The following is a 26,276-nucleotide window of genomic DNA, read 5'->3' on the forward strand; positions in this document are numbered from 1 at the left end:
CCCGGGCAAGGAAGGGCCCCCGGGCGCGACGGGGGAGGCGCGCCCGGGGGCTGACTTCCAGCGTAGCCCTCACCCGCCTCAGGAGTGAGCGAGTTGTGCATTTCTCGCGTTACCGACGGTTCTGCTCGTTCTGCGCACGGTGACAGGGGTAGGCAAAGCCGGGCTCACCAGGCACAATCGCCGGGACGCGGGCGTGGCAACGGGGCTTTCGCCCCAGTTCACCCGGGTTGGAGGCCGACATGCTCTCTCGTCGTAAGCTTTCCGGCCGGATCCTGGTCAGCCAGCTCCTGATCCTCGCCGTGACGAGCATGATCGGCTTCGTGCTGCTGGCCATCTCGCAGCGCTCCCAGCTCGACCACGTCAACGAGCAACGGGCGCTCTCCATCGCCCAGGTCGCGGCGGCAGATCCGCAGATCGTCCAGGCGATGACGGCCGGTGATCCGCGGCCGAGCACGGCCGGACCGGTCCAGGCGGCCGCGATGCGGATCATGGACGCGACGAACGCCCGCTACGTCGTGGTGATCGACCGCAAGGGCATCCGGCACTCCCACCCGACCCTGACGGAGATCGGCCAGCCCGTCACGGAGCCCGTCGTGGCCCTCGACGGCCAGGACCACTTCTTCATCGACCCCGGCTCCACCGGTCCCTCCGCGAACGCCCGCACGCCGCTGTACGACGCCTCGCACCGGCACATCATCGGCGAGGTCTCCGTCGGCATCAGCGAGAAGACGGTCGTGACCGACCTGCTCAGCGAGCTCAAGGTGTTCGCCCTCTACATCGGGATCGCGCTGGCGGTCGGCGTGCTCGCCTCCTACGCGCTGGCCTGGCGGCTCAAGCGCACCACCTTCGGTCTGGAGCTGGAGGAGATCGCGGGGCTGCTGCAGGACCGCGAGGCGATGCTGCACGGCATCCGCGAGGGCGTGCTCGCCTTCGACCAGAGCGACAGGGTCAGCGTCGTCAACGACGAGGCCCGGCGACTGCTCGGCCTCGGCACCGCGCTGGGCTCCCGGCTGGAGGACCTGCTGCCGCAGGGCCGGCTGCGCCGGGCGCTCGCCGGTGAGCTGGGCCCGGACGAGATCCACGTGCTCACCGACAGCCACTGCCTCGCGATCAACCGGATGCCCGTGGTGCTGCACGGACGCGCGCTCGGCGCGGTGGTCACCGTCCGCGACCGCACCGAGATGGTCGGCATGCTGCGCGAGCTCGACTCGGTGCGCGGCCTGACGGACGCGCTGCGCGCGCAGCAGCACGAGTTCGCGAACCGGATGCACACCCTCGCCGGCCTGCTGGAGCTGGGCGAGCAGGAGCAGGCGCTGGACTACGCGGTCGAGCTGGCCTCCACCGACCGCACCCAGGCCGCCAAGGTCCGCGAGCGGATCGCCAACTCGCTGATGGTGGGCTTGATCGTGGCCAAGTGCACGGTCGCCGCCGAGCGCGGCGTCCGGCTGAGCCTGGACCCGGCGTCCAAGCTGGGCGCCGAGCCGGGACATCTGCGCCGGCTGCTCACCGTCGTCGGGAACCTGCTCGACAACGCCGTGGACGCCACCGCCGCCAGCAGCCCGGCCTCGGTCGAGCTGCTCATCCTGGAGACCCCGCACGCGATCACGGTCCGGGTCACGGACAGCGGCCCGGGTGTCCCGGCGGAGGCCAGGGCGCATATCTTCGAGGACGGCTGGTCGACCCGGCCGGACCGGGGCACGGCCCGGCGTGGACTGGGGCTCGCCATGGTGCACCGGTTGGTCACCCGGCACGGCGGCGAGATCACGGTCAGCGAGGGACCGGGCGCGGTGTTCACCGTCCGGCTGCCGCTGCCCGACGCGGAACCGGCCCCGCTCGGCGCGGTCTTCGTGACCGCGCCGCCGGCCCTGGAGCTTGAGGCGGGCGGAGCGGGCAGACTCACGACAGCAAGACAGAACTCGGGAAGGACGCGCTGGTGATCAGAACCCTGGTCGTGGACGACGACTTCCGGGTCAGCGGCATCCACGCGGCGTATGTCGCCAAGGTGCCGGGCTTCGAGGTGGTCGGCCAGGTGTCGACGGTCGAGGCGGCCGAGGACGCGGTCCGCACGCTCCGCCCCGAACTGCTGCTGCTGGACGTCTACCTGCCCGACGGCACCGGCCTCGACCTGCTGCGCCGCCTCGCCGCGCAGCCGCCGGACCCCTCGGCCCCGCACGCGGGCCGCCCCGACGCCATCATGATCACCGCCGCCCGCGACATGCACTCGGTGCGCGAGGCGATGCAGCTCGGCGCCATCGGCTACCTGGTCAAGCCCTTCGGCTTCGCCGCGTTCGAGCAGCGGCTCGTCGCCTACGCGGAGCTGCGCCAGCGGATGGACGCGCTGGTCGGGGCGGAGGAGACCGACCAGGCCGACGTCGACGCCCTGTTCAGCGCGGGCCGCTCGGCGCCCCTGCCCACGACGCCTCCCAAGGGCCACTCCGCCCCGACCCTCGCCCTGGTCCGCGACGCCGTCCGTACCGCGCGCCGCGACCTCTCGGCGGCGGAGGTCGCCGAACTCACCGGCGTCTCCCGGGCCACGGCCCAGCGCTACCTCTCCTACCTGGTCCGGGAGGGCATGGCCCGCCTGGAGCTCCGCTACGGCACCACCGGCCGCCCCGAGCACCGCTACCGCGCGGCCTGAGCCCGGCTCCCGGCGGGACACGGCGGCGAGGTGCAGCGGCCGCTCCGGATCAGCCCGAGGGCCCGGCGAGCCGACCGTCGAGGCCGGAAGGCCGACCGACCGCGACGGTTACGGGCTGGGCACGCCGCCGGCGATGCCGCGGCTCGGGTCGCGGAGCAGGTAGACGTCGACCGGGTCCTCGGACTCCAGGGTGAAGCCGTGGCGCTCGTAGAGGCGGCGCGCCGGGCTGCCCTGGAGGACGTTGAGGCGGACGACCGCCCCCTCGGCGTCGCACTCGGTGAGCAGCTCGCGCAGTACGGCGCCGCCGATGCCGGCGCCCTGGAAGGCGGGGGCGAGCAGGAAGTGCTCCAGCCAGTGGGCGTCCTCGGCCCGGCGCAGGGCGACGCAGCCGACGAGGGCGGAGGAGACCTCGATGATCCGGGTGTTCGCCGGTTCGAAGGCGTCGCGCAGGCGTTGGCGCACGCGGGCGGCGTCGTAGCGGCCGAGGCGTTCCAGGTCGGGGCGCATGACGACCGCGCGGATCTCGACGAGGGCTTCCAGGTCGTCGGGCGTGGCGGGGCGCAGCTTCCAATCGATCACGGGCGCACAGGTTACGCGGTGGTCGCGCCGACCCCGGCGGGCAGGGGGCCGAGCGAGAGCACGTCGTAGCGGTCGGGGTTGCTCGGCGCCTTGACGCAGCTCTCCGGTCGGGCCGGGGTCGCGGCCGTGCGGCGGACCTCGGCCTGCCAGGCGCGCCCGTCCGTGTGGTGGACCTGCACGGTCCAGGTGTCGGGGGCCCCGGGATCCGGCCGCTGGGTGACGGTCAGGGCGTCGGCCTCCTCGACCGCGTGGTTCTGACGGACCGCCAGCTCGGCGGCCTGGCCGGGGCGGTCCCAGGAGGAGCGGCCGCGGCAGAACTCCGGGACGACGCGGCCGCGGTGGGTGGCGTCCAGGATCTCCTTGGCCGTGGGCGCGGTGAGCCGGCCGTAGGTGAAGCCGTAGGGGAGCACCAGCATGGTCGGCGCGAAGCGGTGACCGCCCAGGTGGGTGACCTCCCAGACCTGGGCGTGCCCGGCGGCGGCCAGCTCGCTCGCGAGCGGACGGCCGAGGAGGGCGCAGCAGCGGTCGCGGCGGCCGTTGGTGCAGACGAACGCGAGCGGGTCGCCCTCGTAGTCGGCGCCGAAGCCGCCGTGGTCGCCGGCGCCGACCGCGGCGTAGTCGAGGTCGCGCAGGACGTGCGGGTCGCGGAGGTGGGCCGTGCGGACCCAGCTGCGGCCGGGGGCCGTGTGGGCGAGGTAGACGATGCGTTCGCCGCTCGGCGGGCGGTCGGCGTGCTTGCCGGGGCGGCGGATGAGGGCGATCTCGACCCCGGTGCCGCGGGTGAGCTCCTGCAGGTCGCGGCCCAGCTCGGGATGGAAGTGGCTCTCGGTGAGCGCGCGCGGGCCCCAGGGGCCGGTCTGCTCGATCAGCAGCCACGCGGCAGCGCGCGGCGCACTGCCGGCCAGCGGCTCCGCCAGGTCCTCCGAGACTCTCGCACAGATGCTCACTAGGCAAGGTTAGCCTTACCAATGTCGTTGCTGTCCACTGGAGTGACGCCGCCTGAGAGGGGTCTCGGAGGAATGGCCGGAGGAAGATCCCGGCAAGGAGCCCGGCAAGAAACCCCGACGCGAGGCGAGCGGCTTCACACGAACACGCTCACGCGAACACGTGCACGCGACAACGCTCAGGCGAGCGGGTTCGGTGTCTCCGTCCACCGGTCGCCCGTGGGCCCGCCGTCCAGCCGCATCAGCGTCAGCGCCTTGACCGGGACCGGCTGCTCCAGCAGCGCGCGCCGGTCGGCGGGGTCGTCGAGCAGCTCTGGCGCGAGGCTCCGCGCCTCGACCGCGACCGCCTGCCAGAGCCGGTCCTCCAGGACTCGGTCGCCGCCGCCGAAGCCGGAGACCAGGCCGCCGAACGCGCCGCCGAGCAGTGAGCCGAGCAGCTTGCGCCGCAGCACCAGGGGGTCGTCGCTGACGACGTGTCCGGTCAGCGGGACCTCCTCTCCGGCCCGGGACAGCCGCCGCGGTGCGACCCGGATGTCGTTGAGGTCGCGGTAGACGAGCCGCACCGGCCGGTCCGCGCCGTCCAGCACGAGCAGCAGGTTCTGGCCGTGCGCCTCCAGTGCGACGCCGAGGTTCCACAGCGTCAGCAGCGGCGGCCAGGCCAGGCGGGCGAAGGCGGCCAGCCACGCGGCGGGGTCCTCGGTCTTCAGCGGGTGGGCGGCGAGCGTGGCCAGCGGGACGACGCGCTCGCCCGGTCGCAGACCGACCGTCGGTGACTCCCGGACGATCACCGCGAGGTCGGGGGAGGGCTCTCCGTCGACGAGGGCGGCGGCCGCGGCCAGGTTCCGGGTGATCCGCAGCGAGCCGTCCAGGCGCGCGACCAGCCCCTCCAGCAGCGCCGAGATCGCTGGCGCGTTGCGGACCGAGCCGCCGGAGATGTCGCGTACGGACGAGGTCATCCGCAGCGAGAGCGAGGTCTTCAGATGCGGGCCGCCGTCCAGCGGGGCCAGGGTGCGCACGGACATCAGCGGCGCGGCCGGCAGCGTGCGGCCGGTGGGCGTGAGGCCGAGGCCGGGCAGCACCTCCCGGGCCTGCCACGGGTGCACCGGCAGCAGCGCCGCGCCGTGCTCGTCGCGCAGCCACCCGGGCCAGTCGCCCACGGCGACGGTCCGCTCCGGCGGCAGCACGACCAGCTCCAGGGCGACGTCCGCGCCGTGCTCGGGGGCGAAGGCGAGCTGGTCGGCGACGGTGAAACCGGGGCGGCTGCGGCAGCACGGGTGGTAGGGGTGCCCGTCGACGATCGAGCGCTCGGCCGCCTCCAGCGAGCCCAGCGGGTCGAGCGACGGCGCGGCGCCGGCGCCGGTGCCCGTGCCCGCCCGGGAGAGGGCGAGGGAGGCCACGCTGTGCTCGACCTCCGCCAGCAGCGTGCCGGAGCCCGGCAGCGCCAGCGCCTCCAGCAGCGTCGCGGGGTGGGTGAACGCTTCGTCGTCGAGGCGGACGGCGTAGCCCGAGGCCGGGGCGTCGACGTCGTACGGGCGACGGTCCGGACCGCTCAGCCGCGCGCGCAGGCCTGGGACCAGCGGCAGCGGCTCGATCCGCAGCGCCCGCCACAGCCGCGCCAGCACGGCCGCTCGGGCGCCGGGCAGCGCGGCCGCGAAGGCGGCGTCGAGATCCGGCCGCACCTGGTGGAGCTCGGCGGCGAAGGCGGCCTCGGCGGGGCGGAGGCCGGCCGGTTGCTGGCGGGAGGTGGCGCGCATGAAGGTGAGGTACCCCGAAATGGGAAAGGATGCGTCTGGGCAGATCATCGTCTGTCGGATGGGGGCGGACAAACCGACCGTCGCCACGATCGGGTGGGGACCGCCACAGCGGAGACCCACGGGGTGCGGAGGCAGCTATGAACGGCGACGCGGCCAGGAACGCCGACGCGGCGTCGAACGGCGTGGCGGACCCGGCGGACCGGCGGGACGGGCCGGACACCGCGGGTGCCTGGAGCGGCGGTTGGCGGCCGGGGGAGGCCGAGACGGCGACGGCGCTGCTCAACTGCCTGGTACGGGAGCTGACGGAGCCGCGCGCCGACGGCGCCTCCGGCCACCGCCTCACCGGCACCGGCCGGACGCTGACCGTCGGCGCGGGCCGCTGGCCGCAGCCGCCGCTGGCCGTGGACGGCGTGGCCGTCCGCGGGTTCGAGGCGCTGGTGGCCCTGGCGGAGGAGGAGGCGCGGGCCCGGACCGGGGTGGACAACCCGACACTGGGTGCGGAGATCCGCGACAGCCGCGACGTCGTGGCCGCGGTGCTCGGCGCGCGGCAGGCCGCCGCCGCGCGGGACGAGAAGCCCGTGGACGACCTGTACCTGCGCTCCGAGCAGGCGCTGGTGGCCGGCCACCGCTACCACCCCGCGCCCAAGACCCGCGGCGGCGGAGCGCCGGAGAGCTGGCTGCCGTACGCCGCGGAGGCGGGCGCCCGCTACCCGCTGACCCTGCTCGGCGTGCGCGAGGACCTGCTGGGCGGGGAGGGGACGACCGGCGCGATCGACGCGCTGTGGGGTGACGCGGCGCCGTCGGGGTACCGCGTGCTCCCGGCGCACCCGTGGCAGTTGGCGCTACTGCGCGACCATCCGACCCTGGCCCCCGACGCGCTGGGCGCGCTCGGCGACGGCCGCCTCCGCGTCCTCGGCCGGACCGAGGAGCTCGCCTATGCGACGTCCTCGCTGCGCACCGTCTACCTGCCGGACGCGGACCTCTCGCTCAAGTTCAGCCTGGAGGTGCGGGTCACCAACGACGTCCGCCGGCTCTGGCTGCGCGACCTGCGCTGGCTGGCGCCGGTCGACGAGCTGCTGGCGTCCCTGCCGATCGCGGCCCAGCTGCTCGCCGACCAGGGTTACCGCACGCTCGCCGGGCAGGGCGAGCACGGCTGGGAGGCCTACGCGGTGCTGCAGCGCGAGGGCTTCGCGCACCGGGTGCGGCCGGGCCTGACGCCGCTGCTCGCGGCGGGCGTCAGCGAGGGCTTCGCGGGCAACCCGCTGGACGGCCTGACGGCCGATCAGGCCCTGGCCTGGTGGTGCCGCTATGTCGAACTCCTCGCCCCGCCCGCGCTGGACGCGCTGCGGGACCACGGAGTGGTGCTGGAGTGCCATCTGCAGAACGTGCTCGTCGCCGTGGACGCGCAGGGCCGGCCGGGCCAGGTCCTCTTCCGCGACCACGAGGGGGTCAAGCTCACCACGGACCGCCACGCCGCGCTGCTCGCCCGCTTCGGCCCCGAGGTGCCCACCCCGGGCGTCAGCCCGGCCAAGGGCCGTGACCGCCTGCTCTACTGCCTGGTCGTCAACAACCTCTCCGAGGTCGCGGGCGCCATCACCGCCCGCCACCCGGCGCTCGCCGAGGACCTCTGGCCCGCCGCCCGCCGGCTTCTCGCCCGCCACGCCGACCTCCTCGACGTGCCCCACATCCCCGGCAAGACCAACCTCCTGCTGCGCTGGCTCGACGCCGACGGCGGCGACTCGACCTACACCCCGCTGCCCAATCCCCTGAGCACCGCCCGCAGCTGATCGGCGTCGGTGAAGTGCACGGCGGGCATGCCGAGTCCGCGCGCGGCCTCGACGTGGGCGAGGGTGTCGTCGACGAAGAGGCAGCGCCGGGCGTGCACGCCGGCCAGCTCGGCGGCGAAGCCCAATACGCGCGGGTCGGGCTTGCACCACCCGATCCGCGCGGTGTTGACCACCGCGTCGAACGCGTCGTCCAGGCCCAGTGCCGCCAGGTCGCGTTCCAGCCGGGTGGTGGCGTTGGAGACCAGCACGACGGGCACCTTCCGCCGTGCGGCGGCCAGCAGGCCGAGCACCTCGGCGTCCACCCGGCCGACGGGCCGCGACCACGCCTCGACCAGCTCCCGCGCACGGTCGGGGCTCCCGCAGACCTCGGCCAGGTCCTCCGCCACCAGCGCGCGGAACCGCTCGTCGCTGACCGCGCCCGTGACCGCCGGCTCCAGCCGCTCCGGCCGGAACGCGGCGCGGGCCAGCGTCCCCTCCGGCAGCCCCCAGGCGCGGTCGAGGGCCTCCATCGGCTGGGCGTCCCAGTGGCGGACGACGCCGTCCAGGTCGCACAGGACGGCGTCGAACGTCCGGGTGGAGCTGCTGCCGTTCATGCGGTGGATCGTGTCAGAACGGTCGCGGAGACGGGCGGGCAGGTAGGGGTTTGCCTACCTGAGCTGTAGGTTCCGGTCCATCGCGCCCGGTGGGGCGCCCGCAGCAGCATGGTGTGTGTGGTCGCAGCGGGCGGTCCGGAGAGGGAGAGGGGTGGGGGACGTGCCGCCGGTGTTGGTGGACAGGGAGCCCTGGGTGTTGGTCCTGGTCGTGGCGTTGACCGCGGTCTGCGGTGGGGCGGCGATCAGGGCGGCGGGCCTGCGGGAGCGCTCCGGTGGCTCGGTGCGGGCGGAGCGGTTCCGGCGGCTGGTCGGGCGGTTCGGGTGGCCGGGCGCGGCACTGCTGGCGGGGGTGGCCGCCTACGCGGCCGTGCAGGTGCTGCTGGTGGACGTGCACAACCCGGGCCGGAGCGGCTGGGCGGTCACCATGACCGGGATGGCCCCGGACGGGCTGTCCGCCTCGATGCTGCTGCTGATCGGGCTGCTGCTCACCGCGCTGCCGCCGCTCGCGCCGGGGCGCCGGCGCCGGCTCCTGCCGACCCTCGGGGTGGTGGGAGGCGGACTGCTGATCGGCCTCAACCCGTTCTCGACCCCGCACGGGCGGCCGCCGTTGGACTACGTGCTGGGCGGCACGGTCGGGCTGGCGCTGGTGTTCCTGGTCTGGTCGGGGCTGCTGCGGCTGGCCGGTTCGGGGGACCCGCGGGCCGAGCGCTGGTGGCTGCTTCTGCCGGGCGTCGTCGCGGCGACCGGTGATCTGCTGGGCCTCGACCTGTGGGTGCCCGCCCAGCCGGGGACGGGCATTCCGCTCGCCGTGGCGGCCTTCGGGGTGGGCCTCGCGGTGGTGGTGGGCGTCGCGGGCGCGGCCGTGCGGTGGCCGAGGGCGGCGGCGGATCTCGTGGCCCTTGGCCTGGTGGGGATCGGAGTGTACGGCACGGCTCAGGGGGCCTTCGGACGGGCACAGGTCGTGGTCGGCACCTTCGGGGCCCCGAACGGTCCGGCGCCGGTCGTCCCGGACGGCTTCGGGCACAACGCGGCCGTGCTGGGCGGGATCCAGGGTGCGCTGCTGCTGGCCCTCGGCCTGTGGCTGCTGCCGCGCACGGTGCTGCCGGACGCCCGGCGGCTGCTGGGACGGGCGCCGGACCCCGCGCTGACCGCACGGGTCCAGGTGCTGACCGAGACCCGGGCCGAGGCGGTCAGCTCGGCCGCCGCCGAGCTGCGGCGGATCGAGCGGGACCTCCACGACGGCGCGCAGGGGCGGCTGGTGGCCATCGGGATGAACCTGCGGGCAGCGGAGGACGTGATCGCGAGCAGCCCGCAGGAGGCCACCGCGCTCATCGTGGAGGCCCGGCACGCCTCCGCCGCCGCACTGGAGGAGCTGCGCAGCCTGGTCCGCGGGATCTACCCGCCGGTGCTGGCCGACCGGGGCCTGGGCGAGGCGATCCGGGCCCTGGCCCTGGACCAGCCGCTGCCCTGCGAGACCGAGATCGACCTGCCCGGCGGGCGGCTGGAGCCGCCGGTGGAGTCCGCGTGCTACTTCGCGGTCGCCGAGGTCGTCACCAACGCCGTCCGCCACGCCGACGCCCGCAGCCTGCGGATCCAGGCCGTCCGCAGGGAGAGGCTGCTGCGGATCGAGGTCACCGACGACGGGGTGGGCGGCGCCGATCCGGCCGCCGGCAGCGGACTGGCGGGCGTGGAGCGCCGGTTGGCGGCCTTCGACGGCATCCTGGCCGTCAGCAGCCCGCCCGGGGGACCGACGATCGTGGTCATGGAGGTGCCATGTCCGTAGGGCCCGTCCGACTGGTCGTCGCGGAGGACCTCTACCTGCTGCGCGAGGGACTGGTCCGGCTGCTGAAGGCGCGCGGGTTCGAGATCGCCGCGGCCGTCGACAGCGCGCCCGACCTGCTCGCGGCTCTGCTGGAGCACCGGCCCGATCTGGCGATCGTGGACATCCGGCTGCCGCCCACCCACACCGACGACGGGCTGCGGGCGGCCCTCGCCGCCCGCGAGCAGCTGCCCGGACTGCCGATCCTGCTGCTGTCGCAGTACGTCGAGCCCGTCTACGCCCAGGAGTTGCTCGCGGACCAGGCAGGCGGGGTCGGCTACCTGCTCAAGGACCGGGTGTTCAGCGACGACCAGTTCGTGGACGTGATCCGCACCGTCGCCGCGGGCGGGACGGTCATGGACCCGCAGGTGGTCACCAAGCTGCTGGTGCGGCGCAGGGGCAGCGAGCCGCTCGCCCGGCTGACCGAACGGGAGCGCCAAGTGCTGGAGTTGATGGCCGAGGGCCGCTCGAACAGCGCCATCGCGAGCCGGCTCTTCGTCAGCGAGAAGGCCGTCTCCAAGCACAGCACCAGCATCTTTGCCAAGCTGGAGCTGGCGCCCTCGGACGACGACAACCGCCGCGTCCTCGCGGTCCTCGCTTATCTGATGGCGACACCGAGGACCTAGCGGAACGCGGGATGGGCGGCAAGGCATCAAGGCCTTGCCGCCCCTCCCGCGTTCGCGTCAGGCCACCCCGGCGACCGCCGCGATGTCCTTGGCCAGCGGGACGCCCGAGCCGTCCCGGCGCGGGTCGCGGGCCGGGAGCTCGGCGGGGGAGCCGTTGGCGGTGGCGGCGCGGGCGGGCGCGGCGCCGACCCAGGCGAAGACGAGCTTGTCCTCGCCCTTCAGGAACCGCTGGCAGCGGACGCCGCCGGTGGCACGGCCCTTGCGCGGGTACTGCTCGAACGGCGTGACCTTGGCCGTCCCCTGACCCAGCCCGTCGAGCGCGTCGGACGCGCCCGCGACCGTCACCACGAGGGCGTCCTGCGCGGGGTCGACCGCGGAGAAGGAGAGGGCCCGCACGCCGTCGGCGAGCTTGATGCCCGCCATGCCGGCGGCCGGGCGGCCCTGCGGGCGGACCTGGCCGGCCGGGTAGCGCAGCAGTTGGGCGTCGGAGGTGACGAAGACCAGGTCCTCCTCGCCGGTGCGCAGCTCGACCGCGCCGACGATCTTGTCGCCGTCCTTGAGGGCGATGATCTCGAACTCGTCCTTGTTGTCCGGCCAGTCCGGCACGACCCGCTTGACCACGCCCTGCTCGGTGCCGAGCGCGAGGCCGGGGGAGGACTCGTCGAGCGTCGTCAGCGCGATCACGGACTCGCCCGCGTCGAGCTTGAGGAACTCCGCGACCTTCGCGCCGCCCGACAGCGCCGGGGTCTGCGCGCTCGGTGGCAGCTGCGGCAGGTCGATCACCGGCAGCCGCAGCACGCGCCCGGCGTCGGTGACGACCCCGATGTGGCCGCGGGCCGTGGCCGGGACGGCGGAGACGATGACGTCGTGCCGGGCCCGCCGTTGGTCCGCGCCGTCCGCGGTGTCGGCCGTGGGGGCCTCGCCGTCGGCGGTGCGGGCCAGCAGGCCGGTGGAGGACAGCAGCACCCGGCACGGGTCGTCCGCGACCTCCAGCGGGACGGCGGCCGTGGCCACCGCGCCCGCCTCCAGCAGCACGGTGCGCCGCTCGGTGCCGAACTTCTTGGCCACCGCCCCGAGTTCGTCGGAGACGACCTTGCGCAGCACGGTGTCCGACTCGAGGATCTCGGTCAGCTGCGCGATCTCGGTGAGGAGCTTCTCCTGCTCGGCCTCCAGCTCGATCCGGTCGAAGCGGGTCAGGCGGCGCAGCGGGGTGTCGAGGATGTACGCGGTCTGCGTCTCCGACAGGCTGAAGCGCTCGATCAGGCGCTCCTTGGCCTGCGCCGAGTTGTCGCTCGATCGGATGATGGCGATGACCTCGTCGATGTCGACGAGCGCGACGAGCAGACCCTCGACCAGGTGCAGCCGGTCCTGGCGCTTGCGGCGGCGGAAGTCGCTGCGCCGGCGGACCACCTCGAAGCGGTGGTCGACGTAGACCTCGAGCAGCTCCTTCAGCCCCAGCGTCAGCGGCTGGCCGTCGACCAGGGCGACGTTGTTGATGCCGAAGGTCTCCTCCATCGGCGTCAGCTTGTAGAGCTGCTCCAGCAGCGCCTCGGGCACGAAGCCGTTCTTGACCTCGATGACCAGGCGCAGGCCGTGCGCACGGTCCGTCAGGTCCTTGACGTCGGCGATGCCCTGGATCTTCTTGGCGCCGACCAGATCCTTGATCTTGGAGATGACCTTCTCCGGGCCGACCGTGAACGGCAGCTCGGTGACGACCAGGCCCTTGCGGCGCGGGGTGACGTCCTCGACGGAGACCTTGGCGCGGATCTTGAAGGTGCCGCGGCCGCTCTCGTAGGCGTCGCGGATGCCGTCCAGGCCGACCACCAGGCCGCCGGTGGGCAGGTCGGGGCCGGGGATGTGACGCATCAGCGCGTCGAGGTCCGCGTTCGGGTGGCGGATCAGGTGGCGCGCGGCGGCGACGACCTCGGCGAGGTTGTGCGGCGGCATGTTGGTGGCCATGCCGACGGCGATCCCGGAGACGCCGTTGACCAGCAGGTTCGGGAAGGCGGAGGGGAGGACCTCCGGCTCCCGCTCGCTGCCGTCGTAGTTGGGCCGGAACTCGACGGTGTCCTCGTCGATGGTCTCGACCATGGCCATGGCGGCCTCGGTGAGCCGGGCCTCGGTGTAACGCATGGCGGCCGGCGGGTCGTCGTTGCCGAGCGAACCGAAGTTGCCGTGGCCGTCGATGAGCGGCAGCCGCATCGAGAACGGCTGGGCCATGCGCACGAGCGTGTCGTAGATGGCGGTGTCGCCGTGCGGGTGCAGGCGTCCCATCACCTCGCCGACGACGCGGGCGCTCTTGACGTGGGCGCGTTCGGGGCGCAGCCCCATCTCGTTGGCCTGGTAGAGAACACGCCGGTGGACGGGCTTGAGGCCGTCCCTGGCGTCGGGGAGCGCCCGGGAGTAGATCACCGAGTAGGCGTACTCCAGGTAGGAGCTCTGCATCTCGTCCACCACGTCGATGTCGAGGATGCGCTCCTCGAAATCCTCTGGCGGAGGGGTCTGCGAACTGCGGCGGGCCATCGCGGCGGCGCTCCCTAGGACGGCATGCGCGCCTCCGGTGGGACCGGTCGGTGGGCATGGGGTGGGCACGGTCGGGGACCATTCTGGACCAGCGGGGTGACAAACCCGGCCACCGCTCCCCCTGCCGGTGCAGCACAATGGGGCTTTCCGGGGTCTCACCGACCCCGGACCACGGATTCCGATGATGCGGCAGACCGGAAGGAACGACGCGGATGGCCCAAGGATTCACCATCAGCGAGCACACTCTGGCCAACGGGCTCAGGGTCGTGCTCTCCGAGGACCACCTCACCCCGGTCGCCGCGGTCTGCCTCTGGTACGACGTCGGCTCCCGGCACGAGGTGGCCGGCCGCACCGGTCTGGCGCACCTCTTCGAGCACCTGATGTTCCAGGGCTCCGCGCAGGTTCCCGGCAACGGTCACTTCGAGCTGGTGCAGGGCGCGGGTGGTTCGCTCAACGGCACCACCAGCTTCGAGCGCACCAACTACTTCGAGACCATGCCCGCGCACCAGCTGGAGCTGGCGCTGTGGCTGGAGGCCGACCGGATGGGCAGCCTGTTGGCCGCCCTCGACCAGGAGAGCCTCGACAACCAGCGCGCGGTCGTGAAGAACGAGCGCCGCCAGCGCTACGACAACGTGCCCTACGGCACCGCCTTCGAGCGGCTGACGGCGATGGCCTTCCCGGACGGCCACCCCTACCACCACACGCCCATCGGCTCGATGGAGGACCTGGACGCCGCCACCCTCGGCGACGCCCAGGACTTCTTCCGGACCTACTACGCGCCCAACAACGCGGTGCTGGCCGTGGTCGGCGACATCGACCCGGAGCAGACGCTGGCCTGGGTGCAGAAGTACTTCGGCTCCATCCCCGCGCACGACGGCAAGCGCGCGCCGCGCGACGGCGCCACTGTCGTCCGCTCCGACGACGCGTCGCTGCGCGAACACGTCGTCGCCGAGGTGCCCTCGCGCGCGGTGATGCAGGCGTACCTGTTGCCGCTCGACGGCACCCGGGAGGCCGACGCCGCCGACCTGGCGCTGACCATCCTCGGCTCCGGCGAGTCCTCCCGCCTGTACAACCGCCTGGTGCGGCACGACCGGCTGGCCGTCACCGCCGGCTTCGGCCTGCTGCGGCTCGCGGGCGCGCCCTCGCTCGGCTGGCTCGACGCGAAGACCTCCGGTGAGGCGACGGTCGAGGCCGTCGAGGCCGCCATCGACGAGGAGCTGGCCCGCTTCGCGGCCGAGGGCCCCACGGCCGAGGAACTGGAGCGTGCGCAGGCGCAGATCGAGCGCGAGTGGCTCGACCGGCTCGACACCGTCAGCGGCCGCGCGGACGAACTGTGTCGCTACGCCGTCCTGTTCGGTGACCCGAAGCTCGCCGACACCGCGCTGTCGCGGGTGTTGGAGGTGACGGCCGCGGAGATCCAGGCCATCGCGAAGCAGTTCCTGTCGCCGGACAACCGCGCGGTGCTGACCTACGAGCCGTCCGCCCCTGCCCAGGACTCAGAAGGCCAGACCGACTCAGCAGGCCAGACCGATGAGGACGAGGAGGTGCAGGCATGACCATCGCCTCCACCATGACCTTCCACCCGCGCCCCGAGCCGGGTCAGCCGACCCCGTGGAACTTCCCGGCGCCGACGCGCAGCACCCTGCCCAACGGCCTGACGGTGCTGCGCTGCGACCGTCCCGGCCAGGCGCTGGTCGCGGCCGAGCTGGTGCTGGACGTGCCGCTCGCGGCGGAGCCGCGTGAGCAGGAGGGAGTCTCCACGATCCTGGCGCGCGCCTTCTCCGAGGGCACCGAGTCGCTGACGGCCGAGGAGTTCGCCGCGGAGTTGGAGCGCGCCGGCGCGAACCTGGACGCCCACGCCGACCACACCGTGCTGCGGGTCTCGCTGGAGGTCCCGGCGTCGCGGCTGGAGCGCGGCCTCTCGCTGATGGCCGACGCCGTGCGCGCCCCCGCGTTCCCGGAGCACGAGATCGAGCGGCTGGTCGCCAACCGCCTCGACGAGATCGTCCACGAGCAGGCCAACCCGGCCCGCCGCGCCGCGATCGCCTTCTACGCCGAGCTGTTCGACGCCTCCGACCGCGTCTCGCGGCCGCGGTCCGGCAGCGCGGAGACGGTCGAGGCCATCGACCGCGCCGCGGTGGCGGCGTTCTACGCCGCCCATGTCCGGCCCGCCACGGCCACGTTGGTCGTCGTCGGCGACTTCTCCGGGGTCGACTTCGACGCGGTGCTGGCCGCGACGATCGGCCGCTGGACCGGCACCCCCGGCGCCCACGCCGCCCCCGCGCCGGTGCGCGCGGACGACACGGGCCGCGTCGTCATCGTCGACCGCCCCGGCTCCGTGCAGACGCAGCTGCTGATCGGCCGGATCGGCCCCGACCGCCACGACCCGAGCTGGGCGGCGCAGATCCTCGGCACGTACTGCCTCGGCGGCACCCTCACCTCCCGCCTGGACAAGGTCCTGCGCGAGGAGAAGGGCTACACGTACGGCGTGCGTGCCTTCGCCCAGCCGCTGCGCTCCGGCGCGGACGGCCAGGGCCGCGCGCTGCTGGCGATCTCCGGCTCGGTGGACACCGAGTCCACGGCGCCGGCCCTCGCGGACACCTGGCAGATCCTGCGCACGCTGGCGGCGGAGGGCCTGACCGACGACGAGCGGGACGTGGCCGTCCAGAACCTCGTCGGCGTGGCCCCCCTGCGCTACGAGACCGCGTCCGCGGTCTGCGCGACCCTCGCCGACCAGGTGGAGCAGGAGCTCCCGGACAACTACCAGGCCGACGTCTACCGCCAGTTGGCCGAGACCACGACCACGGCGGCGACGTCCGCTGTCGTGACCGCGTTCCCCCCGGAGCGCCTCGTCGCCGTCCTCGTCGGCGACGCCTCGGTGATCGCGGCCCCCCTGAAGGACCTGGGCCTCGGCGAGGTCACCGTCATCCCGGCCTGACCCTCGGCGGCGTTGCCGCCCGGGCGCGACAAGCCCCAGTCGGGGCTCCCGCAGCTGGTTGCACTACCCAGGGGCGCGGGGAACTGCGCGACCAACCACTGAAGTGGTGGGTTGCTCAGTTCCCCGCGCCCCTGGCATTTGCGGCGGCCCCGAGGGATGTGATGTAGGTCACACTCGTGAACGGGATTTCCGGGGAGTGGTTCCCCGTTTAGCTGTTTGAATGGAAAGCGGGGAGAGCCTCCCCACTTCCCAGGCGACACAGCCGCACCAGCCACACCGGAGGAAGGAGTCACCGTGGACCAGGCCCTCGCGAGCGAGAAGCCCGCTGCCTCGGGGCTCCGTCGGCGTGCCGACGCCGCCCGGAATCGGGCGCGCATTCTTGAGGCGGCGCAGGAGGCCTTCATCGAGTTCGGCGCGGACGTGCCGCTCGACGAGATCGCCCGGCGCGCCGGGATCGGCAACGCCACCGTCTACCGCCACTTCCCGGACCGTCGCGCGCTGGTGCGCGGCGTCGTCCTGGAGGTCATGGAACGAGCCAACAGCGTGGCCGTGCAGGCCTACGCCGAGGAAAGTGATCCCTTCGAGGCGCTGAGCCGTCTCGTGCACGACTCCGTCAACTGGAAGATCGGCGCGCTGTGCCCGATGCTCTCCGAGTGGACGGATCTGGGCGACCCCGAGGTCTACGCCACGCGGGAACGCCTCGACGGGAGCATCCAGGCGATCGTCAGCGCCGCTCAGGCGGCCGGAAGCCTGCGTGACGACGTCGGCAGCGACGACGTCATGATGGCGGTCGCCCAGCTGGTGCGGCCGTTCCCGGGCGCCCGGTACGAAAGTCTTCAACCCTTCGTCCACCGTCACCTGCAGCTGCTGCTGGACGGTCTCCGGGCGCCCGCCCGGACGCCGCTGCCGGGCAGCCCGCAGAGCCTGGAGGACGTCCGTCGCGAGTGCGTGCTCGCGTCCGCCAACCGACGCGAGTGCCGCTCGTAAGGCACGCAATGCACCGGACCGACACGACTCGCTGACCTCCAGGACGCGTTCGTACGTCACCGTTCAAGTTCCACACCTGTCAGTTCGCTCACCGACGACGGCAGCTTCTGCCGCGCATGTACGGGGAAATCCTCATGTCTGCATCCGCACCCACCGCGTCACTCGACAAGGCCCAGCCCGATCCAAGGCGCTGGAAGGCGCTCATCTTCATAGCCATCGCCCAGCTGATGGTCGTCCTCGACGCGACCGTCGTGAACATCGCACTTCCGCACGCTCAGGCGGACCTGCACATCTCCGACGCCAACCGCCAGTGGGTGATCACCGCCTACAGCCTGGCCTTCGGTGGGCTGCTGCTCTTCGGCGGCCGTGTCGCCGACCTGTGGGGGCGCAAGCGGGCCTTCATCGTCGGTCTGATCGGCTTCGCGCTGGCCTCCGCGATCGGCGGTGCGGCGGTCAACTCCGGCATGCTGCTCGGCGCCCGTGCGCTGCAGGGCATCTTCGGCGCGCTGCTCGCCCCGGCGGCCCTGTCGCTGCTGGCCGTCACCTTCACCGAGGCCAAGGAGCGCGCCACCGCGTTCGGCATCTTCGGTGCCATCGCCGGCGCCGGCGGTGCGGTCGGCCTGCTGCTCGGCGGCGCGCTGACCCAGTACGCCAACTGGCGCTGGGCGCTGTACGTCAACATCATCTTCGCGATCGTCGCCGTGATCGGCTCCATCGTCTTCGTCCACGAGCGTGAGGACGAGCGCAACCGCAACCGCCTCGACATCCCCGGCGTGCTGCTGGCCACCTCCGGCCTGGTCGCCCTGGTCTACGGCTTCACCAAGGCGGAGGAGTCCGGCTGGGGTTCCGGCTTCACCATCGGCCTGTTCGTGGCCTCGGCGGTGCTGCTGGCGCTCTTCGTCCTGGTCGAGTCGCGCACCAAGGCCCCGCTGCTGCCGCTGCGTGTGGTGCTGAACCGCAACCGCGGTGGCGCCTACCTCGGCCTCGGCCTCGCCATCATCGGCATGTTCGGTCTGTTCCTGTTCATGACCTACTACCTGCAGGGCATCAAGCAGTACAGCCCGGTGATGACCGGCGTCGCCTTCCTGCCCATGGTCGTCGGCATGATCACCGGCTCCACGCAGATCGGCGCCCGCCTGATGAACCGCGTCCCGGCGCGCTGGCTGATGGGCCCCGGCCTGCTGGTCGCCTCGCTGGGCATGCTGATGCTCACGCAGATGCACGTGGACAGCAACTACTGGACGCTGATCCTGCCCGCCGAGATCCTGCTCGGCCTCGGCATGGGTACCTCGTTCATGCCGGCCATGAGCCTGTCGACCATCGGCGTGCAGCCGCAGGACGCGGGCGTGGCCTCCGCGATGATCAACACCTCGCAGCAGGTCGGCGGCTCCATCGGCACCGCGCTGCTGAACACCATCGCGGCCAGCGCGACGACCAGCTGGCTGGTCTCGCACCACTCCACCGACCCGCGCAACCCGCTGGCCGCCGTGCACGGCTACGACGTCGCCATCTGGTGGGCGGTCGGCATCATGTTCGCCGCCTCGGCGCTGGTCTTCATCCTGGTGAACGCCGGCCGTCCGGAGCACCACGCGGTCGCCGGCGCCGGTGCCGACCAGGACGCGAGCGTCCCGGTCGTCATCCACTGACGCTGACGCATCGTCAACGACGAAGCACGACGCAGCCCCCGCCCCTTCCGGGTCGGGGGCTTCGTCGTGCCCGTGATCGGTAATTGCGTTGCGGCCTCCCCGGGGCCCATGGCTAGATAGGCGCAGTGACCGGACGTGACAGGCCGGTCCCCGAGGCGGTGGAGAGGAGGCAGTCCCATGCGGGTCGAGAAGCAAGCCCGGTGCCACATCAGCACCGCGGCCGCCTCCCTGCGGCGACGCCCCTCCACCGTCCGCGGCTTCCGCCGCTGAGGCGGCGTTCCCCTCGCACCACCCGCGCGCGGCGACCGCGCGCCCACAGACTTGTAGCCTTGTTCCAGGAGAACAAATCCCATGTCGTACACCGAGATCCCGGGCATCAACGTGCCCATCCGCATGTGGACCGACCCCGCGACGGTCGAGGGCCAGGCCCTCCAGCAGCTGCGCAACATCTCCTCGCTGCCGTGGATCCACGGCCTCGCCGTCATGCCCGACGTGCACCTGGGCAAGGGGGCGACGGTCGGTTCCGTGATCGCCATGAAGGGCGCGGTCTGCCCGGCCGCGGTCGGCGTGGACATCGGCTGCGGGATGAGCGCGGTCAAGACCTCGCTCACCGCCCGTGACCTGCCCGACGACCTGAGCCGGCTGCGCTCGAAGATCGAGCAGGCCATCCCGGTCGGCCGTGGCCTGCACGGCGACCCGGTCGACCCGGGCCGCATCCACGGCTTCGCCATGAGCGGCTGGGACGACTTCTGGTCCCGCTTCGACGGCCTCACCCCGGCGGTCAAGGCGCGTCGCGAGCGCGCGCTGCAGCAGATGGGCTCGCTGGGCTCGGGCAACCACTTCATCGAGGTCTGCCTCGACAAGTCCGGCGCGGTCTGGCTGATGCTGCACTCGGGCTCGCGCAACATCGGCAAGGAGCTCGCCGAGTACCACATCGGCGTCGCCCGCTCGCTGCCGCACAACCAGAACCTGGTCGACCGCGACCTGGCGGTCTTCATCGCGGCCACCCCGCAGATGCAGGCCTACCGCTCGGACCTGTTCTGGGCGCAGGAGTACGCCAAGCGCAACCGCGCGGTCATGATGGCGCTCTTCCAGGACGCCGTCCGGGCCGAGTTCCGCCGGGCGAAGGTCACCTTCGACCAGGTCATCTCCTGCCACCACAACTACGTGGCCGAGGAGCGGTACGACGGTGAGGAGCTGCTGGTCACCCGTAAGGGCGCGATCCGCGCCGGCGCGGGGGACTACGGGATCATCCCGGGCTCGATGGGCACCGGCTCGTACATCGTCCGTGGCCTCGGCAACGCCGACGCCTTCAACTCCGCCTCGCACGGCGCGGGCCGCAAGATGTCCCGCTCGGCGGCGAAGCGCACGTTCGGCGTCCGCGACCTGGTGGAGCAGACGCGGGGCGTGGAGTGCCGCAAGGACTCCGGCGTCGTGGACGAGATCCCCGGCGCGTACAAGCCGATCGAGAAGGTCATGGCCCAGCAGACCGACCTCGTGGAGGTCGTCGCCCAGCTGAAGCAGGTCGTCTGCGTCAAGGGCTGAGTCGCTGCGAGGTGATTGTTGCCTGAACAGTCCCTGACAGACAGTTGACGTCGTGTGGACCGGCTCCGGGGCGGGAGCAGCGCCGACCGCCGTCCGGGTGCGACGTCAACTGTCTTGGCAGAAAATGGAAGAGACGGGTCCTCATATGGACACATGTTGTTGTCGGTTGCCCGTTCGGCCGATGATACGATCACCTCGCTTTGCGGAGCGGGCGGGTCCACCCTGCAGTGGCAGGGAGTTCGGCGGCCGGCTGTCAGACGCCTGAAGAGAGTCTTATGACGGAATACATCGAGAACCCAGCGCTGTGGGCTCTTGTCGTGCTCCTGATCATCGTGATCGCCGTCGTCGTCCGCCAGCGCAAGGCGGCCATGGCGTTGCGCCAGGAGATCACGGGGCTCAGGGAGTACTACTCCGACCTGGAGCACCACTACACGCAGTCCGTCGCCGCTGCTCAGGAGCAGGCAGAGGAAGCGACGAAGACCGTGCTGAAGTCGGCCATGCGGACCCTCCAGGGTCTCGCCGCCGAGCAGCAGTTGATCCTTTCGCGGCTGCAGGCCAAGCACGGGGAGTCGGTCATCCTCCAGGACCTGCTGGAGATCGACCACACCAACTCCCAGTTCGGCCGCCGCGCCCAGTCCATCGCGGTGCTCTGTGACGGCTGGCTGGGCCGCCACCGGGACAACGCCTCGGTCTACGACGTGGTGCGCAGTGCCCAGGGCCGGGTGCGCCACTTCCGCCGGGTGGAGATCCTCTCCCAGGTGGACTTCGGTATCTCCAGCCGCGCGGTCGAGCCGGTGGCGCTGGCCCTGGCCGAGCTGCTCGACAACGCAACGAGCTACTCCAGCCCGGACACGGTCGTCGAGATCAACATCCGCACCGTGCCCAAGGGCGTCGCGATCGTCGTCGACGACGCGGGCGTCGGCATGAACGACGAGGAACGCGCCCGCGCCGAGCGGCTGCTGAGCACCGACCGGGTCAAGAGCGTGGCAGGCCTGGGTAATCCGCCGCAGTTCGGCCTCGCCGTCATCGGCGTGCTCAGTGAGCGCTTCGGTTTCGAGGTGTCGGTGGACTCCACCTCGCCCTACGGCGGTGTGCGCGCGGTGGTCCTGCTGCCGCACGAGCTGCTGACCTCCATGCCCGAGAAGAAGGCACCGGCTGCTCCGATGACGCGCTCCTCCGTGCCACCCCCGGCGAACGGGCCCGAGCCCGTGCCGGGCTCCCCGACGACCTCCGACGGACTGCCGCTCAGAAGGCGCAAGCGTCCGATGGCGATCGTGCCGGGCTCCGCGCCCACCCCGCTCGCCTCGGCCCGCTCCGGCGCCGAAACCGCGGCGATCATGGGTGCGTTCCAGCGGGGCACCCGGTCCGGCCGGGCCGTGCGCACGGACGACGCGGACCAGACGAGCAGCACACGTGGGTCAAGCAGTGAAGGGCATGAGTACTCGTGAACGACGATCTGTCATGGATGCTCGACAGCGCCCTGGAGATTCCCGGGGCCCTGCACGCGGTCCTGATCTCGGCCGACGGCCTCCTGATGGCCCGTACCAAGGACTTCGACAAGGACGACGCGGACCGCGTCGCCGCCGCGATGAGCGGCGTCCAGTCGCTGAGCCGCTCCCTCGCCTTCTTCTGCGAGGACAGCAGCCAGCTGTGGCGGCAGACCCTGGTCGAGTTCGACGGCGGCTGGGTGTTCCTGATCTCCGCCGGTGACGGCGCCTACCTCGGCGTCTCCGCCGAGGCGGACGTCGACATGCAGGACATCACCTTCCGCATGCAGCAGTTGGTCGGCCAGCTGGGCAAGGTCCTGGTCGCACCGCCGCGCGAGAACCTGGGGGCGCATTCGTGAACGGGCCCGAGGACTTCGAGCTCGAAGCCGCGGAGTTAGTGCGTTCGTACGTCATCACCAAGGGGCGTCGGCTGCCCGACGAGGATCAGCTCTCGCTGATCACCCTGGTGACGGCGGCACCCGAGCAGGTGCAGCGACCGCTCCGGCTGTCCCCGGAGGAACAGCGGCTGCTGGACGTCTGCTCCGCCGGCTACCTCTCGGTGGCCGAGATCGCCGGGCACACCCGGCTTCCGCTGGGCGTGGTGCGGATCATGCTGGCGGGCCTCACCGAGGCCGGCTACCTGCTCACCCGCCCGCCCGTGGCCCGTGCCCGTCTCGCCGACAAGGAGCTCCTGGAGGAGGTGCTCAGTGGTCTCCGGGCCAAGTTTGGGTGAGCGACCGGCGCTGCAGACGCGTGACTACGTCAGCGGCGGCGCCTCACAGACCGCCGTCAAGATCCTTGTCGTCGGTCACTTCGCGGTGGGCAAGACCACGTTCATCGGGTCGATCTCCGAGATCGAGCCGTTGTCCACCGAGGAGACGATGACCCGGGCCGGGCAGGACGTGGACGACCTCAAGGGGGTCCGGGGGAAGACCACGACCACCGTCGCCATGGACTTCGGCCGCCTCACCATCAGCGACCGCGTCGTGCTCTACCTGTTCGGCACACCCGGCCAGGTGCGCTTCGTGCAGATGTGGGAGGACATGGCCCGCGGCGCGCTCGGCGCGCTGGTCCTGGTCGACCCCGAGCGGCTCGCCGACTCCTTCGCGGTGATCGACCTGATCGAGCAGTACGGCCTGGACTACGCGATCGCGGTCAACACCTTCGACGGCAACCCCGAGCGCGCCGAGGAGTCGCTGCGGGAGGCGCTCGACCTCCTCGACGACACCCCGGTCGTCACCTGTGACGCGCGCGACGAGCGGTCGTCGGCCGCCGCGCTGACCACGCTCGTCAGCTACCTGCTGGCGCGGGTCGGATAGGCCGTCACCTCTCGTTCCGCACAGAGCTCTCCACCCAGTTCCACGCCGAGGGGTCGAAGCCGGGCAGCTGCCCGTCCTCGACCCCTTTCGCGTGCGTCAGTACGCCGGCCGGGCGTCGTCCTGACGGTCCGACAGGCGGGCCCGCCAGTCGGTGAGGCCCTGCGTCAGCTCGCCGTCCGCGGGGGTCAGCCCGGGAAGGCAGCTGTCGATGTAGTGGACGTAGAGCGGAACGAGCTCGGCGAGGAGGAGCTCGGTGAGGCGCTCTGCCGGGTCCGGCCGCCCGTGGCGCGCACGGGTCGCGGCACGGACGAGTTCCGCTGCCACCGGTGCGGGTTGCGCGAGGTGGCGGTGGATGGCGTCGTCGGTGGACCCGGGGTCCCCGGTGGCGGCGGTGTAGAGGAACCGGAGGGGGAGCAGGACGGCCTTGGTGAACCGCCTGGTGTCCTCCGCCAGGACCGCGGGGTGGTGGAAGTCGGCCAGGACGGGCGCCGGCGCGAGCACGTCCAGGGCGAAGCGGACGCTGTCGGTCAGCAGGGTGTGGGCGCTCGGCCGGGCGACCTCCGGGCGCACGTCCTCGCCGAGGAGCAGCAGGCCGCTCCGTTCGAGGTCGAGGCGGTCGACGGCCGGGAACCTGCCGTCGTGGCGGTTCGCGCGCAGGGCCGGCAGGGAGCTCCAGAAGACCGACAGGCGCCGGTAGGCGGCGTCCTTGGCGTGGAGTTCGCGGGTGACCTGCTCGACGGTCCCGGGGTCGTCGTCCTGGCGGTCCGCCAGGACGAGCCCGAGGTCGATGTCGCTGACGGCGGGGGCGAACCCCCCGTGCGCGAGGCTGCCGAGGGCGTAGGCCGCGACGAGGCGGTCGCCGAGGGTCTGCTGGAACAGCACAGCGCAGCGCTCGGCGACGGCGGTGGCGGAGCCGGCGTCGAGGGTCTCCTCGTGCGGTGTGCTCATGCCGGCACCGCGGTGTCGCGGAGCGCCAGTTCGGCGATCCGGTCGGAGACCATGTTGATGACCTGCCAGGCGCGGTCGAGGAGGTCGGTCACCTCGCCGGGCTCCCACTCCTGGCGCTCGGCGAGGAGGCGGTAGCCCATCTCGATGTGCTCCTGGTCCGCCTCGTCGTGCAGCGCGAAGTAGGCGTTGCCGGGGAAGGCCAGGGAGCCGGCGTTGCTGAAGGTGAGGCTGCCGGCCTCCAGCACGAGGTGGGCCAGGACGACCTTCTGCAGCCCGGGCAGTATGCGGAACTGTTCGACGAACCAGGCGGCCCCGGCTTCGATCACGGGGTCCCAGACGGCGGTCCGGCCGGTGTCGTGGCTCTCGGCCAGGATCCCGTCGTGGCCGACCTCCTCATCCCGGTGCTCGATGGCGAGTTCCTTGAGCTGGGGGTCGGTCTCGTAGTCGGCCCGGACCGTGATCATCCGCTGGAACGCGCCCGACCACGGGGCCACATGGGCCATGACGGCGTCCTTGGTGGCCGCCGGCGTCGTCGGGTCCTCCAGCAGGACGATGAGGCTGTTGCCGCGGTAGGCGCGGACGTGCTGCTCGTTGCGGTCGGCGACTTCCTGCAGGGGAAGGGGCATCGTCGTGGTCATAGGGATTCGACCTCCTGGAGGATTCCACGGGCCTGCCGTGGGAGCGGACTGGGCTGGGCGGTCAGTGGGGGGTAGATCGGGAACCTGAAGTAGACGGACACGTCGCCCTCGTGGCCGCGCGAGCGGTAGCTGACCAGCTCCTGGAGACCCCGGATGCGGTTCAGCGGCTGCGGCGCCACGGCCCGGAGCAGGGCGCGGTGGCGTTGCGGGTCCAGGCCCTCGTGCGCCATCAGTGCGCCGATCCTGGCCGCGGCTTCGGCGTCGGAGGCGGTGATGCTGGACACCCGGAAGTACGTGGACGACTCGTCGGCGCCGGCGGCGTCCGAGCGGAAGGCCAGGCAGGTCAGCGGGGCGTCCCCGGCGGCTTCGGGCGCCGTGCCGAGCAGAGTCCGGAAGGCCGAGCGGGCTCTGGCCGGCTCGTGGGAGCGGGCGAGCGAGGCCATCTGTTCCAGGACCGCGACGCTGCTGGTGTGGTTGCGGTAGTAGACCTTGGCCCGGGCCTTCGTGGCGGAGTCCAGGTCGAGGGCGAAGAACTCCAGTTCCCGCTCGACTCCGTCCGTCGCGGTCCCCCGGGCCACTCCCGCGGCGGTGTCGGCCCACGCCGGGCCCATCCCGAGGCGTTCCATCGCCTCGGTCACCAGGGCGAAACGTTCCTGCGGGGCCACCGTGTACAGCCCGAAATAGAGCTTGAAGTCCGGGGGATGCCCGGGCCGCCAGGCCAGCGAGTGCCACACCGGTATGGGCGTCAACTCCTCGCCTGCGCCCGGCGCGAAGACGTCGGCCACCTTGCCGTAGCGGTCCAGGCTGACCAGCGGCTCCCCGGCCAGCCGGTCCGTCAATCTTGCCGCCGCGACCCGGTTGGACGCCGCGGTGACGGGCCGAGAGGAGCCCAGGGCCTCGAAGAGGATGCGGAGTTCGGGTCTGCCTTGGGACCACTTCACCGACATCTCGGCGGGGAAGCCGTCGCTTCCGACGTACGAGGGGAACGGGCACGTCCGCCCGACGGGGATGTCGGCCCATGGCCGGAGCAGATCCAGGACCTGGTCCGTCACCGGGCCGGTCATGGATCGTGACAGGCCGAGCCCGTCGCCCATCTCGGTCCAGCGTTCGCGGAGGAACTCCCCGATGGAACGCCCTTCACCAGAGAAGATGCTGTCCACTCACCTATCCAGTCTCCAAGCGCGCCGTCCCGTCCCCTGCGGGCGAATTGATCGTCCGTCGCACGCGGGACGAGGTCCTCGGCGTGGGGGAGTGTGCAGGATTCAACGGGAGGTCGGCGCGGTCACCTTCAGCAAACTTCGCGGCGAATTCCGCGGGAAGATTGCATCAACGGATCACGACAGGTGCCCGGGGCGCACCATTGCGCACACAAGTGAACTGTCCTGCGGGACACCGGAACCACTCCCTCCTCAACGGCCCCATGACTGCCCCGCGCGCCGTCCGGCAAACCTACTATGCGATGATCATGGTGGGCCAGCCTTGCCGGCGGCTGTGCCCCAACGTCC

Annotated in this window: 22 protein-coding genes; 14 read left to right on the forward strand and 8 right to left on the reverse strand. The window is 72.4% G+C overall.

The window, feature by feature from the left end:
• Positions 1-239: 239 nt before the first annotated feature.
• Both DN069_RS26780 and DN069_RS26785 read left to right on the forward strand, forming a co-directional pair.
• The gene (locus DN069_RS26780) at positions 240-1,937 is read left to right on the forward strand and encodes an ATP-binding protein (RefSeq protein ID WP_111505124.1); all 1,698 of its coding nucleotides are present in this window, start codon (positions 240-242) and stop codon (positions 1,935-1,937) included.
• Complete coding sequence (locus DN069_RS26785) at positions 1,934-2,638, forward strand: response regulator transcription factor (protein WP_111505126.1); 705 nt, start codon at positions 1,934-1,936, stop codon at positions 2,636-2,638. Before DN069_RS26780 ends, DN069_RS26785 begins: the two co-directional genes overlap by 4 nt.
• A 108-nt stretch (positions 2,639-2,746) precedes the next feature.
• On the opposite strand, the gene DN069_RS26790 is transcribed toward DN069_RS26785, so the two are convergent.
• The 3 genes from DN069_RS26790 to DN069_RS26800 form a co-directional block, all read right to left on the reverse strand.
• The gene (locus DN069_RS26790; protein ID WP_111505128.1) at positions 2,747-3,217 is read right to left on the reverse strand and encodes a GNAT family N-acetyltransferase; all 471 of its coding nucleotides are present in this window, start codon (positions 3,215-3,217) and stop codon (positions 2,747-2,749) included.
• Positions 3,218-3,228: 11 nt separating this feature from the next.
• A complete protein-coding gene (locus DN069_RS26795; RefSeq protein WP_111505130.1) occupies positions 3,229-4,164 on the reverse strand; it encodes a sucrase ferredoxin in 936 nt (311 codons plus the stop codon).
• A gap of 176 nt (positions 4,165-4,340) precedes the next feature.
• Positions 4,341-5,915, reverse strand: a complete 1,575-nt coding sequence (locus DN069_RS26800) for an IucA/IucC family protein (RefSeq protein WP_111505132.1) — start codon at positions 5,913-5,915, stop codon at positions 4,341-4,343.
• Between the two features lie 137 nt (positions 5,916-6,052).
• Here DN069_RS26800 and DN069_RS26805 point away from each other — a divergent pair, with 137 nt between their 5' ends.
• Entirely contained in the window at positions 6,053-7,702 is a 1,650-nt protein-coding gene (locus DN069_RS26805) for an IucA/IucC family protein (protein WP_111505134.1), read from the forward strand.
• Here the strand turns inward: DN069_RS26805 and DN069_RS26810 are convergent.
• Positions 7,660-8,295, reverse strand: a complete 636-nt coding sequence (locus DN069_RS26810) for an HAD-IA family hydrolase (RefSeq protein ID WP_111505136.1) — start codon at positions 8,293-8,295, stop codon at positions 7,660-7,662. The two genes, DN069_RS26805 and DN069_RS26810, sit on opposite strands and share 43 nt — an antisense overlap.
• Before the next feature lie 193 nt (positions 8,296-8,488).
• On the opposite strand from DN069_RS26810, the gene DN069_RS26815 reads away from it, so the two are divergent.
• A complete protein-coding gene (locus DN069_RS26815) occupies positions 8,489-10,078 on the forward strand; it encodes a sensor histidine kinase (RefSeq protein WP_243639771.1) in 1,590 nt (529 codons plus the stop codon).
• Complete coding sequence (locus DN069_RS26820) at positions 10,069-10,740, forward strand: LuxR C-terminal-related transcriptional regulator (protein ID WP_111505138.1); 672 nt, start codon at positions 10,069-10,071, stop codon at positions 10,738-10,740. The genes DN069_RS26815 and DN069_RS26820 overlap by 10 nt, the downstream gene beginning before the upstream one ends.
• Positions 10,741-10,797: 57 nt before the next feature.
• On the opposite strand, the gene DN069_RS26825 is transcribed toward DN069_RS26820, so the two are convergent.
• Positions 10,798-13,263 (reverse strand): DNA gyrase/topoisomerase IV subunit A, encoded by a 2,466-nt coding sequence (locus DN069_RS26825; RefSeq protein ID WP_111505140.1) that lies wholly within the window; start codon positions 13,261-13,263, stop codon positions 10,798-10,800.
• Positions 13,264-13,475: 212 nt separating this feature from the next.
• Here DN069_RS26825 and DN069_RS26830 point away from each other — a divergent pair, with 212 nt between their 5' ends.
• The 9 genes from DN069_RS26830 (at position 13,476) to DN069_RS26870 (ending at position 23,185) form a co-directional block, all read left to right on the forward strand.
• Positions 13,476-14,819, forward strand: a complete 1,344-nt coding sequence (locus tag DN069_RS26830; RefSeq protein WP_111505142.1) for a M16 family metallopeptidase — start codon at positions 13,476-13,478, stop codon at positions 14,817-14,819.
• A complete protein-coding gene (locus DN069_RS26835) occupies positions 14,816-16,201 on the forward strand; it encodes a M16 family metallopeptidase (RefSeq protein ID WP_111505144.1) in 1,386 nt (461 codons plus the stop codon). Before DN069_RS26830 ends, DN069_RS26835 begins: the two co-directional genes overlap by 4 nt.
• Before the next feature lie 294 nt (positions 16,202-16,495).
• On the forward strand, positions 16,496-17,188 hold the full coding sequence (locus DN069_RS26840; RefSeq protein ID WP_111505146.1) for a TetR/AcrR family transcriptional regulator: 693 nt from the start codon (positions 16,496-16,498) through the stop codon (positions 17,186-17,188).
• A gap of 134 nt (positions 17,189-17,322) precedes the next feature.
• The gene (locus DN069_RS26845) at positions 17,323-18,834 is read left to right on the forward strand and encodes an MFS transporter (RefSeq protein ID WP_111505148.1); all 1,512 of its coding nucleotides are present in this window, start codon (positions 17,323-17,325) and stop codon (positions 18,832-18,834) included.
• A gap of 351 nt (positions 18,835-19,185) precedes the next feature.
• Positions 19,186-20,379: an RtcB family protein gene (locus DN069_RS26850; RefSeq protein WP_111505150.1), complete on the forward strand. Its 1,194-nt coding sequence runs from the start codon at positions 19,186-19,188 to the stop codon at positions 20,377-20,379.
• 275 nt (positions 20,380-20,654) lie between these two features.
• Positions 20,655-21,827: a sensor histidine kinase gene (locus DN069_RS26855; protein ID WP_111505152.1), complete on the forward strand. Its 1,173-nt coding sequence runs from the start codon at positions 20,655-20,657 to the stop codon at positions 21,825-21,827.
• The gene (locus DN069_RS26860; RefSeq protein ID WP_111505154.1) at positions 21,824-22,225 is read left to right on the forward strand and encodes a roadblock/LC7 domain-containing protein; all 402 of its coding nucleotides are present in this window, start codon (positions 21,824-21,826) and stop codon (positions 22,223-22,225) included. Before DN069_RS26855 ends, DN069_RS26860 begins: the two co-directional genes overlap by 4 nt.
• Entirely contained in the window at positions 22,222-22,599 is a 378-nt protein-coding gene (locus DN069_RS26865) for a DUF742 domain-containing protein (protein ID WP_111505156.1), read from the forward strand. The genes DN069_RS26860 and DN069_RS26865 overlap by 4 nt, the downstream gene beginning before the upstream one ends.
• Positions 22,574-23,185: a GTP-binding protein gene (locus tag DN069_RS26870; protein ID WP_424556326.1), complete on the forward strand. Its 612-nt coding sequence runs from the start codon at positions 22,574-22,576 to the stop codon at positions 23,183-23,185. Before DN069_RS26865 ends, DN069_RS26870 begins: the two co-directional genes overlap by 26 nt.
• 96 nt (positions 23,186-23,281) lie before the next feature.
• Here DN069_RS26870 and DN069_RS26875 read toward each other — a convergent pair whose 3' ends face one another.
• From DN069_RS26875 to DN069_RS26885, 3 genes are read right to left on the reverse strand one after another with little or no spacing between them, the layout of a single operon-like run.
• Complete coding sequence (locus DN069_RS26875) at positions 23,282-24,133, reverse strand: hypothetical protein (RefSeq protein ID WP_111505160.1); 852 nt, start codon at positions 24,131-24,133, stop codon at positions 23,282-23,284.
• On the reverse strand, positions 24,130-24,771 hold the full coding sequence (locus DN069_RS26880) for a hypothetical protein (protein WP_207892268.1): 642 nt from the start codon (positions 24,769-24,771) through the stop codon (positions 24,130-24,132). The genes DN069_RS26875 and DN069_RS26880 overlap by 4 nt, the downstream gene beginning before the upstream one ends.
• Positions 24,768-25,931 carry a tryptophan dimethylallyltransferase family protein gene (locus tag DN069_RS26885; RefSeq protein ID WP_207892269.1) on the reverse strand — a complete coding sequence of 388 codons (1,164 nt, stop codon included), beginning with the start codon at positions 25,929-25,931 and terminating at the stop codon, positions 24,768-24,770. The genes DN069_RS26880 and DN069_RS26885 overlap by 4 nt, the downstream gene beginning before the upstream one ends.
• Positions 25,932-26,276: the final 345 nt, after the last annotated feature.

The organism is Streptacidiphilus pinicola (assembly GCF_003258295.1).
Taxonomy (GTDB): Bacteria; Actinomycetota; Actinomycetes; order Streptomycetales; family Streptomycetaceae; genus Streptacidiphilus; species Streptacidiphilus pinicola.

Coding starts and splice junctions, on each gene's coding strand:
- DN069_RS26800 (WP_111505132.1), bottom strand. CDS start 5,915: ATGCGCGCCACCTCCCGCCAGCAACCGGCCGGCCTCCGCCCCGCCGAG.
- DN069_RS26880 (WP_207892268.1), bottom strand. CDS start 24,771: ATGACCACGACGATGCCCCTTCCCCTGCAGGAAGTCGCCGACCGCAAC.
- DN069_RS26855 (WP_111505152.1), top strand. CDS start 20,655: ATGACGGAATACATCGAGAACCCAGCGCTGTGGGCTCTTGTCGTGCTC.
- DN069_RS26780 (WP_111505124.1), top strand. CDS start 240: ATGCTCTCTCGTCGTAAGCTTTCCGGCCGGATCCTGGTCAGCCAGCTC.
- DN069_RS26875 (WP_111505160.1), bottom strand. CDS start 24,133: ATGAGCACACCGCACGAGGAGACCCTCGACGCCGGCTCCGCCACCGCC.
- DN069_RS26825 (WP_111505140.1), bottom strand. CDS start 13,263: ATGGCCCGCCGCAGTTCGCAGACCCCTCCGCCAGAGGATTTCGAGGAG.
- DN069_RS26810 (WP_111505136.1), bottom strand. CDS start 8,295: ATGAACGGCAGCAGCTCCACCCGGACGTTCGACGCCGTCCTGTGCGAC.
- DN069_RS26830 (WP_111505142.1), top strand. CDS start 13,476: ATGGCCCAAGGATTCACCATCAGCGAGCACACTCTGGCCAACGGGCTC.
- DN069_RS26835 (WP_111505144.1), top strand. CDS start 14,816: ATGACCATCGCCTCCACCATGACCTTCCACCCGCGCCCCGAGCCGGGT.
- DN069_RS26850 (WP_111505150.1), top strand. CDS start 19,186: ATGTCGTACACCGAGATCCCGGGCATCAACGTGCCCATCCGCATGTGG.
- DN069_RS26820 (WP_111505138.1), top strand. CDS start 10,069: ATGTCCGTAGGGCCCGTCCGACTGGTCGTCGCGGAGGACCTCTACCTG.
- DN069_RS26845 (WP_111505148.1), top strand. CDS start 17,323: ATGTCTGCATCCGCACCCACCGCGTCACTCGACAAGGCCCAGCCCGAT.
- DN069_RS26805 (WP_111505134.1), top strand. CDS start 6,053: ATGAACGGCGACGCGGCCAGGAACGCCGACGCGGCGTCGAACGGCGTG.